The following is a 16041-nucleotide window of genomic DNA, read 5'->3' on the forward strand; positions in this document are numbered from 1 at the left end:
CGCCGGCACATGACGATGAATCTCACAATGACGAAGAAGTACATTCTTGGGATCGACGGCGGCTCGCAAAGTTCGAAGGTGGTCATATTCGACACCGAAGGACGAGTTGTGTGCGAGGCCAGCCAGGCCTTGGAGCCCCTCTACACACCCGAACCGGGGGTTGTAGAGCATCCGAACGACGACCTCTACGACTCTATTGTTGCCGCCGCGTCGCGCGCAATGAAGGCATTCCAGGGCGATCCGGCAGACATCATCGGTGTGGGCCTGTGCACCATCCGGTGCTGTCGCGCCCTGACCCGCGCAGACGGCACTCTCGTCGAGCCAGTGCAGAGCTGGATGGACGAACGCCTCTCCAAACCCTACGAACCGACCAACGATGACGTCGTCCACGTGACGACGACGTCGGGCTACCTGATGGGGCGGCTCACGGGCCAGCTCACCGATACCATCGCCAACTATATCGGCCCCTGGCCAATGGATGTCGAGACCTGGGACTGGTTCACCGACCAGAAAACCTTCGACTCCTACAACCTCAGCCGAAGCATGTTGTATCGGCTGCAGATGCCTGGCGAAGTCGGCGGTTACGTGAACGAAGAGTTCGCGACCCGCACCGGTATCCCGCAGGGTCTCCCGGTCGTACACACCGCAAACGACAAGGCCGCTGAGGCGCTGGGGGCCGGCCTCCGCGACGAAACGACAGGACTGGTGTCACTCGGCACGTACATAACGGGGATGATCGTTGGCAACGAATACGTTGCCGAACCAAAGTCCTACTTCTCCAATTTTGCGTCCGAACCGCATCGGTACCTCTACGAATGCGGGGGTATCCGCCGTGGCATGTGGACTGTTTCGTGGCTGCGTAACCTGCTCGGACGGGAAATCACCGAGGCCGCAGCGGCCGCCGGGGTGACCGGAGATGAACACCTCAACGCAGTGGCGTCCGGCGTTCCTGCGGGGAGTGACGGCCTCCTGTGCGTCCTCGATTGGCTCGCACCTCCCACACAGCCGTATAAGAAGGGGATGTTCATCGGTTTTGATGAACGCCACGGCTATGCCCACATGTATCGCGCCATCCTCGAAGGCATCGCCTTCACCATGAAGCAAAACATGGTGGAGATGGAAGAAGAGCGAGCGATCAGCATCGAAACGCTCGTCATCTCCGGCGGAGGTTCCTACAGCGATTTGTGCATGCAGATCTTTGCCGATGTCTTCGGCCTCCCTGTGGTGCGCAATGAGGTGCGCAACGCAGCCGGCCTCGGCGCCGCCATCTGCGTCGCCGTGGCCTGCGGCGTGTACCCCACCTTCGATGACGCCTCAGGTCAAATGGTCCATCGCGAGGATCGCTTTGAGCCCAATGCCGACAACGTCGATCTCTACACCCAGCTCCGCGCGGTTTCCGTCGAAATCACGACGCAGACCGACGTCATTCTCCAACGCACGCACCGTATCCTTCACGATCGCAAAGGGGCAATCGCACATGTATAAATCCGGCCAGTCCAAGAAGATCTTTCAACTCGTCCTGCTGATTCTGGCGGGAGGTTCCATCTACCCGTTGGTGTACCTGCGTCAAAACTTTGAAGCGACCATTCTGCAGGTCTTCGACATGTCCAACGCTGAGTTGGCGAATCTGTACTCGATGCTCGGCATCATCTTCGTCGTCGGCTACCTCCCCAGCGGATGGCTGGCCGACAAGTTCCCGACGAAATACATGATCACCTTTTCGTTGGTGCTCACAGCGGTCGCGGGCTTGTTCTACGCCCGAATCCCGGACAAGTCGATGTTGGTCTACATCTTCCTGGTCTGGGGCTTTGCCTCGGTGTTCACGTTCTGGAGCGCACTCCTCAAGGCCGTCAACCTGCTCGCCGAAAAGAACGAAGAAGGTAGATTCTTCGGCGCTCTGGATGGGGGTCGCGGAGTGGTTGAGGCGGCACTCGCCACCGTCGCGGTTGCCATCTTCGCCGCCTTCGTCGGTGACGGCGGGTCGAACCTGGCCGACACAAAAGCTGGATTCCAAGCGGTCGTGTACATGTACTGTGCTGTGCTCATCGTGCTCGCTCTTGTGCTCTTCTTCGTGCTCTCCAGCGACGAGACGGCGAAAGATGAGGTGACCCACGGCGAACCCGCCGAATCGACATTCGCCGCAGTTCGCCGAATCCTCAAGATCCGCGAAGTCTGGGTGCTGATGCTCGCCCTGTTCTGCGGTTACACCCTCTTCTGGGCCTACTACTACTTCTCGGGATACCTCACCACCAACCACGCTGTGACACCCGTTGCAGCCGGCGTCGTGACAGTCGTCGTGATGTGGATGCGCCCCATCGGAGGCTTCGGCGGAGGGTACCTCGCCGACAAACTCGGCAAATCTCGCGTCTTGTCGGCCGCCATGTTGGTTTCGGCGATCGGGCTCATCGCTCTGGCGCTCATGCCGGGTGGTTTCGCCATTGGACTGGTCTACGCTCTGGTCGTTCTGGTCGGGCTGTTCGTCTACGTCATCCGGGGTGTCTACTGGTCGCTACTGGAAGACTGCCGCGTCCCAGTTGCCGCGACAGGGATCGCGATTGGACTGATCTCGCTGGTCGGGTACCTTCCCGACATCGTCCTTCCTCAGATCAGCGCCGCGATATACACCGCCTACGGTGACGACGTCGCCGGTGCCAATAACCTGTACTTCCTCATCACGGCTGGCATTGGTCTAGTGGGCGCAGTGGCTGCGGGATACTTCGCCGTCCTGGTCAAGAAACGCAAGGTCGCCGAGGCTGAGCAGAGCGCCGTCTCCGCCACTCTCGTGGGATCCTGAGCTCGGTTCGGGGAGTGGGCAGCGGGCTCGGAGTCAGCCTCCCGACCGTCTAGCTTCACCACCTCATGATTCGCCAGAGGGCGGCCCCGATCGCGGGGTCGCCCTCTGGCGTTGTGCGGAAGAGGGCCTGGCGGCGGGGTCTGGTTCGGGGTAGACCTGCGACCAGGTGTCAGACCGCCGGCATCGCTGCATCCGTCACTGCGTCGAGCACGGCCCGCACGGTTCCCGGGTCACCGATGATGCGGAAGTGCCCGCCCACGCGTAGCTGGATGTTGCGGGCACCGACGAGTTCACTGCCCTCGGGGATATGCGGGTCGAACACACCGTAGATCGAGGTGATGCGGTCGTTGACCCGGTGGTCAAGGCCAAGGTCGTGCAGTGCCACATTGGCGGGGGCGAAGGCACGGATGCTCGGAACGACCCAGTAGCGCGCATAGCGGGAGCCGCCGAAGGGAGCACTGATCGCGGCCATCGCGCTCACCCGGCGGCCCGGGTCATCCGTCGTCATCAGCAGTTTGCCGATCAGGCCGCCCTTGCTGTGCGCGACGATGATGACGTCGGTCAGGTTCTCCCGCTCGAGGTAGTCGGACACTGTTGCAGCAGCATCCGCCAGCGAACGCCGGTTGCGACCGAGCTTCGCCACCACGTGCACCGGATGCCCGTGGTTGTGCAGAATCTGGATCAGTGGCCGCATGAACTGCCAGGACTCGTACACCCCGGGGATGATGACGATCGGAGCTTTGACGCCGGAGCGGAAGTCCGCCGGTCGGGCACGGGAAAGGAAGGCGCGGGTCTGCCCGATTGACGCGTAGACGTAATCGAGCAGCCACCATCGGGCTTCGCGCAGGTGGCGGCGCAGTAGACGGGGGTTCAGCAGACGCAGACTCATGGGGCCGGATACTCGATTGGCCGCTGCGCGGTCGGCGGCTGCTTGACCGACGGATGTCGTTGAACGTGCGCATCGATGACGGCGGATGTATGCGCAGCGGCGCTGTGGTGAACCAGGTGGCGGTGCCCCGCGACCTCCAGGAGACGCCCATCCGGCGCGGCGGCGGCCAGCGCCGCACACCAGGAGCTGCCCGAAACGGGATCGTCGTCGCCGCGGATCACGAGGGTGGGGGAGCGCACTTCGTGGAGGGCCAGGTCGGTGCGGTAGTCGAGCATGGCCGCGAGTTCGGTGGAGAACCAGCGCGGGCCGCACTCGAGGTAGTCCTGGAACACGATCAGGTTGCCGGACGGTGACTCCTTGACCACATCCCGGGTCAGGCCCATCGCCTGCTGCACGGCAGTGGCCCGACGCGGATCGGTGACGGGACCGATCAGAACCAGGTGGGAGACGGCATCCGGTCGTTGCCGGGCCAACTCGGTGACGAACTGGGCACCCATCGAATGGCCGACCACAACCACCCGCGGCACCTCGAGCTGGTCGAGAACTCGGCCGAGCAGGGTGCCATATTCTTCGACCGCAAGCGGCCGCTCGGGCTTGCGGGTGCCGCCGAAACCGGGGAGGTCGAGCGAATGGGTGTGACCGGTGGCCGCCAGGCTCTGCTGCATCCGGCGGAAGTAGCGGTGCGAGGCGCCGATGCCGTGCACCAGCAGGTAGGTGGGCGGCTCGGCCTCCGACGCCGCGTCGCGCGCATGGGCGGTGCTGGCCAGGGAGTGCACGGTGAACTCATGCCCGTCCACCTCGATGTTGCGGCGACGGGCGGGCACGCCGGCCGGGCGCCGTCGGTCGGCGCTCGCGCGGGTACTGCTCGTCACGGGGGTTTCCTTCGGGTTCATGTGCAGAAATACTAGCGTTCGCGGATACGGGCGGTCTCGGCGAGCGGAGGGGGCCGGGCTGGGGGGTGGGCTGGGCTATTTCGGGCGGGAGGGGATATCCGTCAGTGATAAGACGGATGCCCGCCGGATTCCTCACGCTCGCTTCATCGCGCAGGATAGAAGGCATGGCCCATCGTCAACGCAAGCCCGCCGCTTCCGACCTCGCCCGCGACCGGGCGGAGAAGACGTGCGCCTCGTGTGGGCGGCGCATCGAATGGCGCGCGAAGTGGGCGAGCAACTGGGACTCGGTGAAGTACTGCTCGACCGCGTGCCGTGCACATGGTGTCAACGCGACCGATGTCCGGCTGGAAGAGGCCATCGGGGCATTGCTCACTGCGCGGGCGAACGATGCCACGATCTGCCCGTCCGAGGCGGCGAAAGCGGTCGGCGGCGAGGAGTGGCGCGAGCTCATGGAGCCGTCCCGACGAGCCGCACGCCGCATGGTCGCCCGCGGTGAACTGCAGATCACGCAGGGCGGGGCCGTGGTCGATCCGTCGACCGCGAAGGGTCCGATTCGGTTGCGACGGGTGCGTTAGGAGCCTGAACTGCCATCGACCAGGAAGGAGCGAACGTCGATGACCGGAATGCATAACCCTCTCACCCAGGCCTGCTCCTCGAGGACTATCTCGGGGACGTCAGGCTTGCCGGCGCCGCGCGATGCCGCGCGACGCCTCCACGTCATTCGGGGACGCTGTCTCGCATCTGCCATGCACACTCTGCCGTGACCGCCGACATGGCAGTGCGAATATGCCACGGCCGGAGTTGCGGCCGCTCGCAGGTTGGGTGCGCGAGAGCGGTCTGGCCGCGCGCGGGTGCTGCGCCGCTTGGCGCGTGGCACGCCACCAGCGCAACGGCGCGGCACCCGCGCTCGCGGAGCGCCTCGGCGTGCACGTCGACGTGATGAGCGACCGGGGCGAAAGCATCATCCGCGACCGGGCCGCCGCCAAGCATCCGGCTTCGGAAGGGCGCGCAGTGCTGAAAGCGACCGGCACGATGCCCATTTGCCGGAATGCTTGCGTGGCCGGCTGTTCGCCCGATACGGTTGGCCTACGCCACGCCACGCAATGCCACGAGAGGAGCCGCACATGATTCGTTCAGACTTTGCAGGATTGACCTGCATGACCGCCGGCCTCTTCGGCGTCACTACCGACTGATCGGCCGAGAGATTCCGCCGCCCGTCGGGCGGTGACGCCCTCGACGCCCCTGCCGAAACCCGCGCACTCCGCGCTTTCGGTCTGATCGCTCCGGCGATCGCTTCCCTGACATCGCGCAGTTGACGATGTCGTTCCTGTGCCGCCTCAGGCGGCCCCGCCGGTGCGCACGACGGATGCGATTGCATCCGTCGTGCCTGCACCGTCACAGTGAGGCTCAATCACCATGAATACAACCCTGTCGACCACGACCGGTCGCCACGACCATCCGCCGCAACCGCGGCCCGAACAGGCGCCGGAGCGCTCGCAGCCGCGGCCGCGGCGCGTCGGCCCGATCGATCGCCTCGCCCTGCACGTGGGCGTCGCCCTGATCAAATGGGGGCGACGCCCCGGCGCGGTCCGTCCTGCCACCCAAGTAGCTGTAGAGGCAGCGGACTGGGACGCCGCGCTCCGTGTCCGAGAGGAGCGCGAGCGGGCTGTGGAACGCCGGCGCGTGGACCTGCTCGGTTACCGGTTGACCGTCCCGTTCCGATGAGCCAACGTGACGATGGGTGCCCACGGCGGCCTGTGCGGTCGCCGTGGGCACGATGCGCGGTCGTGGCAGCGCCCGCACCACTTTCGTACTCTTGGAATGCATTCGGTGCCGAACCCGTTGCTCCCTTGCACAGCCAGCGCGCGCGACGCCAGCCGCACAATTACTTGACCGCACACCTCGACGGGACCTTCGCATGACTGAAACCGCCACCGCCACAAACGTCCCCACCACCGCAGACATCATCCCGGGCACGGATGCCGCCGCGCACCCGGTCGACGCATCCGTTGCCGACGCGGCCCTGTCCAGTCGTAACCGTCTGGTCATCACGCTGCTGCTGGTCTCGACCTTCGTCGTGATCCTGAACGAGACCATCATGGGTGTGGCCCTGCCGCGCCTGATGAGCGACCTCTCCATCACCGCCAGCGCCGCGCAGTGGCTGACCAGCGCGTTCATGCTCACGATGGCGGTGGTCATCCCGATCACGGGGTTCCTGCTGCAGCGCTTCAACACCCGGCCGGTCTTCATCGCGGCCATGACGCTGTTCAGCACGGGCACCTTGATCGCGGCCGTCGCACCCGGCTTCGAGGTTCTGCTGGCCGCCCGGGTCGTGCAGGCCACCGGCACGGCGATCATGTTCCCGCTGCTGCTGACCACGGTGATGACCCTCGTGCCGCCGGCGCACCTCGGCCGCATGATGGGCAACATCTCCATCGTCATCTCGGTCGCCCCGGCAATCGGCCCGACAATCTCGGGCGCCATCCTCAGCGTGCTCGACTGGCGCTGGATGTTCATCCTCGTTCTGCCGATCGCCCTCACCGCGCTGGTCGTGGGCGGCATCCTGATGAAGAACGTGACGACGCCGCGCAAGACGCCCATCGACGTGGTCTCGGTCGTGCTTTCGGCGCTCGGCTTCGGCGGGCTCGTCTACGGCCTCAGCAACCTGGGCACGACGCCCGGCGGCATCGCGTCGGTCGCCGGCGGGCTGCCGCTCGTGGTCGGCGCCCTCGGACTCACCCTGTTCATCCTGCGTCAGCTCGTTCTCCAGCGCACGGATGCCGCGCTCCTCGACCTGCGCACCTTCCGTTCGCGCACGTTCACCTTCTCCATCGTGATGATGGCGATCAGCATGATGGCCCTGTTCGGCACCATCATCCTGCTGCCGATCTACACGCAGACCGTGCTCGGCCTCAGCGCGCTCTACGCCGGCCTGATGCTGCTGCCCGGCGGCCTCGTGATGGGCCTGCTCGCGCCGTTCGTCGGACGCCTCTACGACCGCTCCGGCCCCACCCTGCTGCTGATCGTGGGCTCCAGCATCGTCAGCGCCGTGTTCTGGGCGATGACGATGCTGGGTGCGAACAGCTCGCCCTGGCTTGTGCTCGCCGCCCACGTCATCCTCAGCTTCGGGCTCGCCCTGCTCTTCACTCCGCTGTTCACTGCGAGCCTCGCCGCCGTGCGCCCGTCGCTCTACTCGCACGGCAGCGCGGTCGTGGGCACTGTGCAACAGCTCGCCGGAGCGGTCGGCACGGCACTGTTCGTGACCGTGATGGCATCCGTTTCGGCGTCGCGCCTTGCCTCCGGGGCAACGGATGTCGCCGCCACCGCCGCGGGAATCCAGGCCGCGTTCCTGTGCGGCGCCATGATCTCGTTGTTCGCGATCCCCGCGGCGTTCTTCATCCGCCGCCCGGCGGCTCCGACAGCTGGCGCGCACGACTGACCCCGTCAGCTGCCGCGCGTGCTGCGCCGTTCCGCGCGTGGCACGCCACCGGCGCAGCGGCGCAGCACGCGCGCAGGAAGAACAGGGAGCCCCCGACCGGGCACAGAAAGCCCGTCGAAACCTGCGTCGATCCTCTTCTGCCCATGACTTTCGCAGCTTAAAGTGAGGGGTTGTTCAGAAACTTCAGGAAGGATTGTTGCTTCGTCTGCGCCGCCCTCCGAGAGCGCAGACCCGATGCTCAGTGAGCCCGGCCCGCTCACGCGCGCGGGCTTGCGTAACACGGAAGTCAATCGCTCAACATGCCTGAAACACCCGAAGAACTCAGCGTCCGGTTCGCAGCCCAGAATAAGCGAAACAACAGCACCCCGAGCAGCAACAGCAAGCACGGCACGACCACGGTCAAAGGCCCGCGCCGCATCGCGATCATCGCAGGCAGCGTGCTCGCCATCTCCGGCCTCGCGGTCGGCGCCGGTTTCGCGGGGCAGGCCGCAGCGGCCACGCAGGCCCGCGTCTCGGCCACGTCCGAGCTTGCCGACAGCACCGGCCTGCACCGCGAGCAGCTCAGCGCCTACAGCGCAGTTGCCAAGGCTCACGTCGATAACACGGCCTCCACCACCCTGAACGAAGCCAACCAGGTCATCGCCGCCAGCCAGAACAAAGTGGACGCCTCCAGCCTGGCCGCGGTAGCCAGTTCGCTCGCCAGCTATGAGGTTCTGCCTCTCGACGAGATCACGTCTCTGACGGCTCAGACCAAGGCAGAGACCGCCGCGGTGAGCGCCGCCACTGCCGAAGCGGACCGGGCGGCCGCCGAGGCGGTCGCTGCGGCCGCAGCACAGGCCGCGGCCGCGGAAGCCGCCCGCGCCCAGACCCTGGCCGCCGGCAACACCCCCGCTGGTGCCCGCGCCACGGCTCAGGCCATGGCCTCATCCCAGTACGGTTGGGGCTCGGACCAGTTCTCCTGCCTGAACCAGCTGTGGCAGAAGGAATCCGAGTGGAAGTTCGACGCGGTCAACTCCAACGGCGGTGCCACCGGCATCCCGCAGGCGTTGCCCGGCAACAAGATGGCCACGGCCGGCAGCGATTGGGCCACCAACGCCACCACTCAGATCGCCTGGGGCCTGGGCTACATCAAGGCGTCGTCGTACGGCACCCCCTGCGCCGCCTGGTCGCACTCGCAGGCCAACAACTGGTACTGATGCCCTGAGTGGGGACCTCGCCTGGTCGGGCGACAACTCTGCCGGGAGGGCTGCTCACGGAAGGTGCGGTCACGCATCCGTCACCCGTCGTGCCCGCGCTGGTCGTGCCCGCGCCGGTGCCGGTCCTGCGCCGGTTCGCTCGTGGCATGCCACGCGCGAAGCGGCGCAGCACCCGCGTTCGAGCGATAGGTCGGTGCGACGGATGCAGCGCCGCGACCTATGCGACGTCGCTCGGCACGCGCACGGTGAGGCTGGCCGCATCCACCCAGGTCTTGAGCGCGACGGCGGTGCCGAACCCGTCACCGTCGAGTTCGATCTCTTCCGGGCCGCTGAGGCGCAGGATGAGCTTCGTCCCGGTGGCGTAATTGAGCGCGTCGACATCTCCGGAGCGCAGTTTGCGCCCGAGCGCCGTGCGGCTGAGCACGCCGTTCTCCCAGAGCACCTTCGACAGGATCTGCAGCCAGCCGCCGATGCCCTCCGGCTTCAGAACTACAACGTCGAATTTACCGTCGTCGAGCGCCGCGTCCGGAATGAGTTCGATGCTGGCCGGCAGCGACCCGCAGTTGCCGACCATGATGGTGTGTGCGCGCAGCGACTGTTCGGGCTGGTTGTTCAGGCGGTACCGGAAGCGCAGCTCGGAGTCGTCCTTGCCAACCGCGATCAGGGCCTTCACGTAGGCGAGCCAGCCCGCCTTCGCCTTCAGAGCGTCGTCGGTGTTCGCGAGCATCTTGGCATCGAGGCCGAGCCCGGCCATGACGAGGTAGGTGTGGCGGTCGATCGACCGGTCCGCGCGTTCGATGTCGATCAGGCACACGTCGATGGTTTTGTCCCGGCCGGTGAAGGCAGTGTGGATGGAGTGGGCGGCGTCGTCGAGGGGCAGCTGCAGGTTGCGGGCGAGCAGATTGCCGGTTCCCGACGGCAGCAGCGCCAGAGCGCAGTCGGTGCCGTGCACCGCCTCAGCCACGGCCCGCACGGTGCCGTCGCCGCCCGCCACGATGATAACGGATGCCCCGGCCTCGATCGCCTCCCGCGCGGGGCCCTGCCCGGGGTCCTCCGCTGACGTTTCGAACCACAGCGTCTCCGGCCAGCCGGCCTCGGCCTGCTCGGCAGCAACGGTGGTCTTGAGCTCGTCGAGGTTCACCTTGACCGGGTTGTAGACGACCGCGGCGAGCCGGTGGGCGGCCGCGGCTTCACCAGGCAGCGCGTGGTCGTGCAGGGCGTCGTCGTGCAGGTCGCTGCTGGTCATGGGTTCCGTTCGGGTGGAAGCGGGCAGATCGGACTCACTGATCGGTCTCTTTGAATAGACGCACACCGGCGCCTATTCGTCACGCAGCGCTCCGCCGGGGAAGAGCCTTCCCAGGCACAGACCGCCTTCCCATGGTGGCAGCAATCGCGCTCGAATCCCATACGTCGGTTCAATTCACCCGAGAGCTGGAGACTGTCACAAACTCGGAACGCCTGCCGAAAGCCCCGGCCGACCCGTGGCCGACCCGTGAAATACCTGACCCGGGTCGGCGCCGGGCGGTGTCTCGACGTGCCGAGGCGGTTACGGGGGCCTCGGGGCGCGGGTACTGTCACCAACGGTTACTGCGGAGCAGGCGGTGTCGGAACCGTTGGTGGCGGAACCGGTCATTGCGGAGCCGGCGGCGCCGGCGCCGGCCGAGCGCATCCGGAACAGTCAGCGAAATGAAAGGGTCGATTCGATGCCTCCCACGACAGAAACGAAAAAAGCCGCCGATGCGCGCTCCATGGCGCGGCGAACAGGCACCCTCCTGGGCGGGATGCCCTATCTGAGGTTCGGCACGGGCACGCCGCTGGTGGCGATTCCGGGCCTCGCCCCGAGCTACGAGCCGACCGTCGGCTACGAGCGGATGTTCGTCGCCACAATGTTGATGCCGTTGACGATCCGGCACCGTGTGCTCAGGCTCACACCGCGTCCGGGCCTCGACCCGAGCGCGAACATGGCCGACATTGCGCGGGACTTTGCCGACGCCCTGCGCCTGGAGTTCCCGAATCCCGTGGATGTGATGGGCATCTCAACAGGGGGAAGCATTGCCCTGCAGCTCGCTGCCGACCACCCCGATGTGGTGAAGCGGCTGATCGTGGTCTGCGCGGCCTACGCCTTGGGGCCGAACGGCAGGAAGGTGCAGCGGCGCGTCGCTGAAGAGACCCTCGCCGGACGCCCGCGCCGGGCCGGCCGGGAGATGTTCGCGGCCGTCGGCAGCGCGCCCCGGAGCCGGGTGGCAGCCGGCGTGGGCTGGGTGATGGGACGCAGGATGTTCGGCTCGGCGAGCCCCGACCTGATCACCACCATCCGCGCCGAGGACGCCTTCAACCTGCGCGACCGGCTGCGCGAGATCGAGGCGCCGACCCTCGTCGTCGGCGGCGACCAGGACGGCTTCTATACGCCCGAACTGTTCCGCGACACGGCGGCGTTGATCCCGAACGGCCGGCTGATCCTCTATCCCGGCCAGGGCCACCTGGCCGCGATCTCAGACCCCCGACTCATGCCGGACGTGCTCGAGTTCCTCGACGGGCCGAGTGCGGCTGGGCGAGCAGGCAGGCGCTGATCCAGGCCTCCTCACCTCTGGTTGCGACTGACGACGGATGCCGACCTCGGTCGAGACCGACGGCCTCCGATGCAGTCCGCGCCCTGGGCTCCTGCCCCAACCTCGCGCCCTAGCCGCCCGCCCTAGGTGAGTGCCGGGATGATCGCGCCGGAGAAGACCTGCCAGGCCAGCGCGGTCTTGGCGACCAGGCTCAGCGTGATGTAGGCGCGCTCACCGCGCAGGTAGTCCCGCCAGCCGCCGATCTGCCGGTACTGCAGCACCTGGTTGACGGCGAAGGTGTTGAAGAACAAGAAGAGGGAGATGATGATGCCGTAGACGAAGGCCGGCGGTGCGGTGTCGCTGTTCGAACCCGGGGCAATGAAGTAGACGAGGATGACGACCCACGGCACCACGCCCACCATCGACCCGAAGATGAAGGGGAGGAACCTGCCGTTGCCGGGCGTCTCGTATTTCTCCTGCAGCGCCCCGAACATGATCATGGCGGCGTTCGCGGCGAAGATCGAGAATAGGGCCGCGATGTCAGTGATGCCGGTGATCTGAGCGATCAGCCAGATCATGATCGACGAGCTCAGGGAGTACTCGACCCAGCGGAAATAGTTCCGGTTGGCCTGGAGTCCGGCCTTGTAGCGGGGGAAGAACATCGGCGATGAGATCAGGAAGTGGAAGAAGGCGGACAGGGCCAGAAAGGAGACGACCCCGATACCCACATTGACGTCGAACACAGTGACCCGCTCGGGCGGCAGAGGCACGCCGGGTGGACCGGAGAGGAAGTCGGCGGTGACGGCGAAGGTGACCTGAGTGCTCAGGAGGGTGAGCACGTAGGCAAAGCCGAGGGCCTGCACGAGGTGCAGGGAGCCGGCCACGATGTTGTAGATCCTGAGGCGGGAGATCTTCTGGTCCGTGGTGAGGTTCTTGCGTGCCATCGGGACTCCTTCACAGGTGTATGAGGTCGAGAATAGCAGGAACGCCGGCCCCGGCCACCGCAGGTGAGGCCGTGATCAGACCACGCCGAGGGGCCTCTGTTCCCCGGCCGGGAGTTCCACCCGGATCGCGTCACCGGGTGCCACCGTGCCGCCGACGATGACGATGCCCATGATGCCGGCCCTGCGGATCGCCTGGCCGGAGGCATCCGTTGTGATCAAGCTTTTCATCAAGCCTTTCTGGTAGCCGTTGATCAGGGAGCACGGGTTGCGCATACCGGTGATCTCCACGACGGCAGCGCTGCCGAGCCGAAGCCGTGCGCCCAGCGGAAGGCGAACCAGATCTAGCCCGCGGGTCGTGACGTTCTCACCCAGCTCGCCGGGGGCGACCTCGAACGCACCGCTCAGCTCGTCGAACAGTTCGGCGGGCATGAGGTGCACCTGGGTGAGGTTCGGCCGGGTCGGGTCCTTCCCCACCAGGTAGCGGTGCTGCGTGGTGGGGCCGGCGTGCGCGTCGCCCTCCACCCCGAATCCGGCGATCAAACGAATGTCGGGCACCGTCGCCTTGCTGAATCGGTGTCGGTCATCGCGGCTGACCGACTCCACCGTGCCCGTGCTCGTGTCCGGTGCCGTTGCCGTCACCGTTGCCGTGCCCGTGCCCGTGCCCGTTGCCGTCACCGTTGCCGTCGCTGTGCCGGGCACCGTTGGCGTCGAATCCTGCGTCATGCCTCCGAGTCTCGCACGGACGCCGTCGAGAATTCACCCTGCCGATATAGCATTCTCGCGTCGCAAACGTAGGCTGGGTGAGTGTTCATCGAGTCGAGTCGAGTCGAAAAAGGTAAGTCGTGAAAGTCATCAGCTATAACCTCCGCAAGAATCGTGCCAGTGGAGAGCTCATCTCCCTGTCCGAGAGTTACGACCCGGACGTGCTGTGTTTGCAAGAGTGCGACACTCTCGAGCTCCCCGAAGAGATCGGTCGCATGCACCTCGCCGACTCCACCGTGCGGAACCGGCTCGGCCTGGCGATCTACTACCGCAAAGACCGGTTCACCAACGAGAAGACCAAGACGTTCGCGCTGAAGAAGTCGTTGCACGACCGGGTTCTGACTCCCGCGCACGAGCGCCTCATCGGCACCCGGCTGACCGACCTCGTGGCGCATCGTGAACTCGTCGTCGCGTCGTTCCACGCCGCGCCGCTGACCGCGCTCAATTCCCTGCGGCGCAACCAGATCCGCACGGCTCATGAGGAGCTGAACCTGCTCGGTCCGGGCCTGCCGACCCTGATGGTGGGCGACTACAACTACCCCATCTTCAAAGGGCGCCTCGGCGACCACGTCACCCAATCCGGCTACGACCTCACCCTGAGCGACACTCGAACCTACACGCGCTACAAATTCTTCCGTGGCCACTTCGACCTGGCGACGTCTATCGGCCTGACCATCGACAGCGTCGAAACGCTGCCCATGGGCACTTCAGACCACCTGCCCATCCTGGTCACGTCCACCTATAGCGATGAGCCGGTGAACGCGACGGATGTCCCGGCCAGCCTCGCCGACGTCGAGCGCGGCCCTGGCGGCAACTTCTCGATCTAGCTAGCGGCTGCCACCACGCGACCAGAGGAAGTGGGCGCGCACCGACAGTGCGCCACCGATCAGCAGGGACACCCCGGCCAGGGACAGAAGTAGATTCAGGAACAGGTTGGCCGTGACCGCGTTGAAGATGACCAGCGCCACCGCGAAGGTGCTGAAGCTGAACCCGGCGATCGCGCAGGTGTTGAAGGACCAGTTCTTCATGCGGGTGGTTCCAATCGGGTGGGGATTCGACAGCGTTCACGGTAGCAGCCCCACTGGGCATTCACCGTGCCTCCTGCCTGGCTGCCTAAAGCCCGAGCGCGCGGTCGAGCCGCGGCATCCGTGACCGTCGCTAACTGCGGAGTTTTTCGCGACACGCCGTCATTTGTGCCAGTGATCCCGGCATGTCCCGAATTTCTCCTCAGTAACGTGCCCCGGATGCTCCGAGCCGACCGCGCGATCTCCCGGTGGTTGCTCCGTCCGGTGGTTGAGCCGTCTGGGGGTTGAGCCGTTCGGTGGCTCTGCTGGCACCACCACAGCATCGACACCTCAGGGTGGGAGATCCGCATGATGCGGGGCAAACCCCGAATCAAGGCAGCGTCCTGCTACGACCCCACTCAAACCTGGCAGCCCGCGGGCGAACACCGGGCCGGAGCTCCCGCAGGGCCTGCATCTCGGCCTGGATCACGACCGGCTCGACCAACACCGACGTGAGTTTTCGGCAGCACGTCACCAACACGGCGTCGGTGGTTGAGCCTGGCAGTGAACCTGACGGGCTCAATCACCGACCAGCAGAATCTTGCCCACGTGAACGGATGCCTCCAGCCGCCGGTGTGCCTCGGCGGCCTTCTCGAACGGGAAAATGCTGTCGATCACCGGGCGGAAGCGGCCGGATTCGAGCCAGGGCCAGACATCCGTCCTGAGGGCCTGCATGATGGCCGCCTTCTCCTCGAAGGGGCGGGCACGGAGGGTGGTGCCCCAGTACCGGCCGCGCTTCTGCATGAGTTGGAACGGGTTGAAGTCGGCGTTTTCGCCGCTCTGGTTGGCGATCACCATGATGCGGCCGTCGACCGCGAGGGCAGCCACATTGCGGGCCGCGTAGGAGCCGCCGATGATGTCAAGGATCACATCGGCGCCGTGCCCGCCGGTGGCGGCGGCGATCTCGGCCGGGAAGTCCTGCTCGTGGTAGTTGATCAGGATATCCGCGCCCAGACTGCGGCACACATCGAGCTTCTCCGCTGAGCCGGCCGTCACGGCAACCCGGGCGCCGGCCAGCACGCCCAGCTGGATGGCCGTGGTGCCGATGCCGCTGGCCCCGCCGTGCACGAGCAGGGTCTCGCCCGCGGCCAGCCCGGCGCTGAGGAACACATTGGACCAGACCGTGGCCAGCGCCTCCGGCAGCCCGGCCGCGTCGACGAGATCGATGGAGTCCGGAACCGGCAGTGCGAGGTCCTCGTGCACCACGGCCTCGGTGGCGTAGCCGCCGCCCGCGAGCAAGGCGCACACCCGGTCGCCGAGCGCGAACCGGGTGACGTCGGCGCCCACCTCGGTCACGACGCCCGACACCTCCAGCCCCGGCCATTCGGGCGTGCCGGCCGGCGAGGGGTAGCTACCCAGCCGCTGCGCGACATCCGCCCGGTTCACGCCCGCCGCCGCCACCCGAATCCGGATGTCCCGGGACCCGGCCGACAGGTCGGCCACCGTCGTGAAGGTGAGTTTGTCGGGTCCGCCGGGGGAGTCGATCAGAATCGCGCGCATCGGCCCATTCT

The 16041-nt window shown here is 66.3% G+C and carries 16 protein-coding genes; 9 read left to right on the forward strand and 7 right to left on the reverse strand.

The features are described 5' to 3' along the window. The first annotated feature begins 27 nt into the window (after positions 1-27). Positions 28-1485, forward strand: a complete 1458-nt coding sequence (locus tag E3O65_RS14945) for an FGGY-family carbohydrate kinase (protein WP_134364519.1) — start codon at positions 28-30, stop codon at positions 1483-1485. Beyond that, the gene (locus E3O65_RS14950; RefSeq protein ID WP_166785779.1) at positions 1478-2794 is read left to right on the forward strand and encodes an MFS transporter; all 1317 of its coding nucleotides are present in this window, start codon (positions 1478-1480) and stop codon (positions 2792-2794) included. The genes E3O65_RS14945 and E3O65_RS14950 overlap by 8 nt, the downstream gene beginning before the upstream one ends. Positions 2795-2963: 169 nt before the next feature. Here E3O65_RS14950 and E3O65_RS14955 read toward each other — a convergent pair whose 3' ends face one another. Then, entirely contained in the window at positions 2964-3683 is a 720-nt protein-coding gene (locus tag E3O65_RS14955) for an esterase/lipase family protein (RefSeq protein WP_134364521.1), read from the reverse strand. Beyond that, positions 3680-4555 (reverse strand): alpha/beta fold hydrolase, encoded by an 876-nt coding sequence (locus E3O65_RS14960; RefSeq protein WP_166785780.1) that lies wholly within the window; start codon positions 4553-4555, stop codon positions 3680-3682. Before E3O65_RS14960 ends, E3O65_RS14955 begins: the two co-directional genes overlap by 4 nt. A gap of 185 nt (positions 4556-4740) precedes the next feature. Here E3O65_RS14960 and E3O65_RS14965 point away from each other — a divergent pair, with 185 nt between their 5' ends. The 5 genes from E3O65_RS14965 to E3O65_RS14985 all read left to right on the forward strand — a co-directional run bounded on the left by E3O65_RS14965 (position 4741) and on the right by E3O65_RS14985 (position 9211). Continuing rightward, positions 4741-5151 carry a DUF2256 and DUF3253 domain-containing protein gene (locus tag E3O65_RS14965; RefSeq protein ID WP_134364523.1) on the forward strand — a complete coding sequence of 137 codons (411 nt, stop codon included), beginning with the start codon at positions 4741-4743 and terminating at the stop codon, positions 5149-5151. A 295-nt stretch (positions 5152-5446) separates the two neighbouring features. Further along, on the forward strand, positions 5447-5704 hold the full coding sequence (locus tag E3O65_RS14970; protein ID WP_166785781.1) for a hypothetical protein: 258 nt from the start codon (positions 5447-5449) through the stop codon (positions 5702-5704). 288 nt (positions 5705-5992) lie between these two features. Beyond that, complete coding sequence (locus E3O65_RS14975; RefSeq protein WP_134364525.1) at positions 5993-6301, forward strand: hypothetical protein; 309 nt, start codon at positions 5993-5995, stop codon at positions 6299-6301. Positions 6302-6494: 193 nt separating this feature from the next. After that, the gene (locus E3O65_RS14980) at positions 6495-8015 is read left to right on the forward strand and encodes an MDR family MFS transporter (protein ID WP_134364526.1); all 1521 of its coding nucleotides are present in this window, start codon (positions 6495-6497) and stop codon (positions 8013-8015) included. Positions 8016-8314: 299 nt separating this feature from the next. Continuing rightward, positions 8315-9211 carry an aggregation-promoting factor C-terminal-like domain-containing protein gene (locus E3O65_RS14985; protein WP_241985754.1) on the forward strand — a complete coding sequence of 299 codons (897 nt, stop codon included), beginning with the start codon at positions 8315-8317 and terminating at the stop codon, positions 9209-9211. Positions 9212-9428: 217 nt separating this feature from the next. On the opposite strand, the gene E3O65_RS14990 is transcribed toward E3O65_RS14985, so the two are convergent. Beyond that, positions 9429-10457 (reverse strand): diacylglycerol/lipid kinase family protein, encoded by a 1029-nt coding sequence (locus tag E3O65_RS14990; RefSeq protein ID WP_134364527.1) that lies wholly within the window; start codon positions 10455-10457, stop codon positions 9429-9431. Between the two features lie 502 nt (positions 10458-10959). Between E3O65_RS14990 and E3O65_RS14995 the strand changes: the two genes are divergently transcribed. Next, positions 10960-11781 carry an alpha/beta fold hydrolase gene (locus E3O65_RS14995; RefSeq protein ID WP_166785782.1) on the forward strand — a complete coding sequence of 274 codons (822 nt, stop codon included), beginning with the start codon at positions 10960-10962 and terminating at the stop codon, positions 11779-11781. Positions 11782-11903: 122 nt separating this feature from the next. Here E3O65_RS14995 and heR read toward each other — a convergent pair whose 3' ends face one another. Continuing rightward, positions 11904-12704 (reverse strand): heliorhodopsin HeR, encoded by an 801-nt coding sequence (heR, locus tag E3O65_RS15000; protein ID WP_134364529.1) that lies wholly within the window; start codon positions 12702-12704, stop codon positions 11904-11906. Between the two features lie 75 nt (positions 12705-12779). Then, positions 12780-13427 carry an MOSC domain-containing protein gene (locus tag E3O65_RS15005; RefSeq protein ID WP_134364530.1) on the reverse strand — a complete coding sequence of 216 codons (648 nt, stop codon included), beginning with the start codon at positions 13425-13427 and terminating at the stop codon, positions 12780-12782. Positions 13428-13546: 119 nt separating this feature from the next. Here E3O65_RS15005 and E3O65_RS15010 point away from each other — a divergent pair, with 119 nt between their 5' ends. After that, positions 13547-14293, forward strand: coding sequence for an endonuclease/exonuclease/phosphatase family protein (locus tag E3O65_RS15010; protein WP_134364531.1), 747 nt, complete (start codon positions 13547-13549; stop codon positions 14291-14293). Here E3O65_RS15010 and E3O65_RS15015 read toward each other — a convergent pair whose 3' ends face one another. Together E3O65_RS15015 and E3O65_RS15020 are read right to left on the reverse strand one after the other, a co-directional pair. Next, positions 14294-14494 (reverse strand): hypothetical protein, encoded by a 201-nt coding sequence (locus E3O65_RS15015; RefSeq protein ID WP_134364532.1) that lies wholly within the window; start codon positions 14492-14494, stop codon positions 14294-14296. A 555-nt stretch (positions 14495-15049) separates the two neighbouring features. Further along, the gene (locus E3O65_RS15020; protein ID WP_134364533.1) at positions 15050-16030 is read right to left on the reverse strand and encodes an NAD(P)H-quinone oxidoreductase; all 981 of its coding nucleotides are present in this window, start codon (positions 16028-16030) and stop codon (positions 15050-15052) included. Between the last annotated feature and the right edge of the window lie 11 nt (positions 16031-16041).

It is taken from the genome of Cryobacterium breve (assembly GCF_004402375.1).
Classification (GTDB): domain Bacteria; phylum Actinomycetota; class Actinomycetes; order Actinomycetales; family Microbacteriaceae; genus Cryobacterium; species Cryobacterium breve.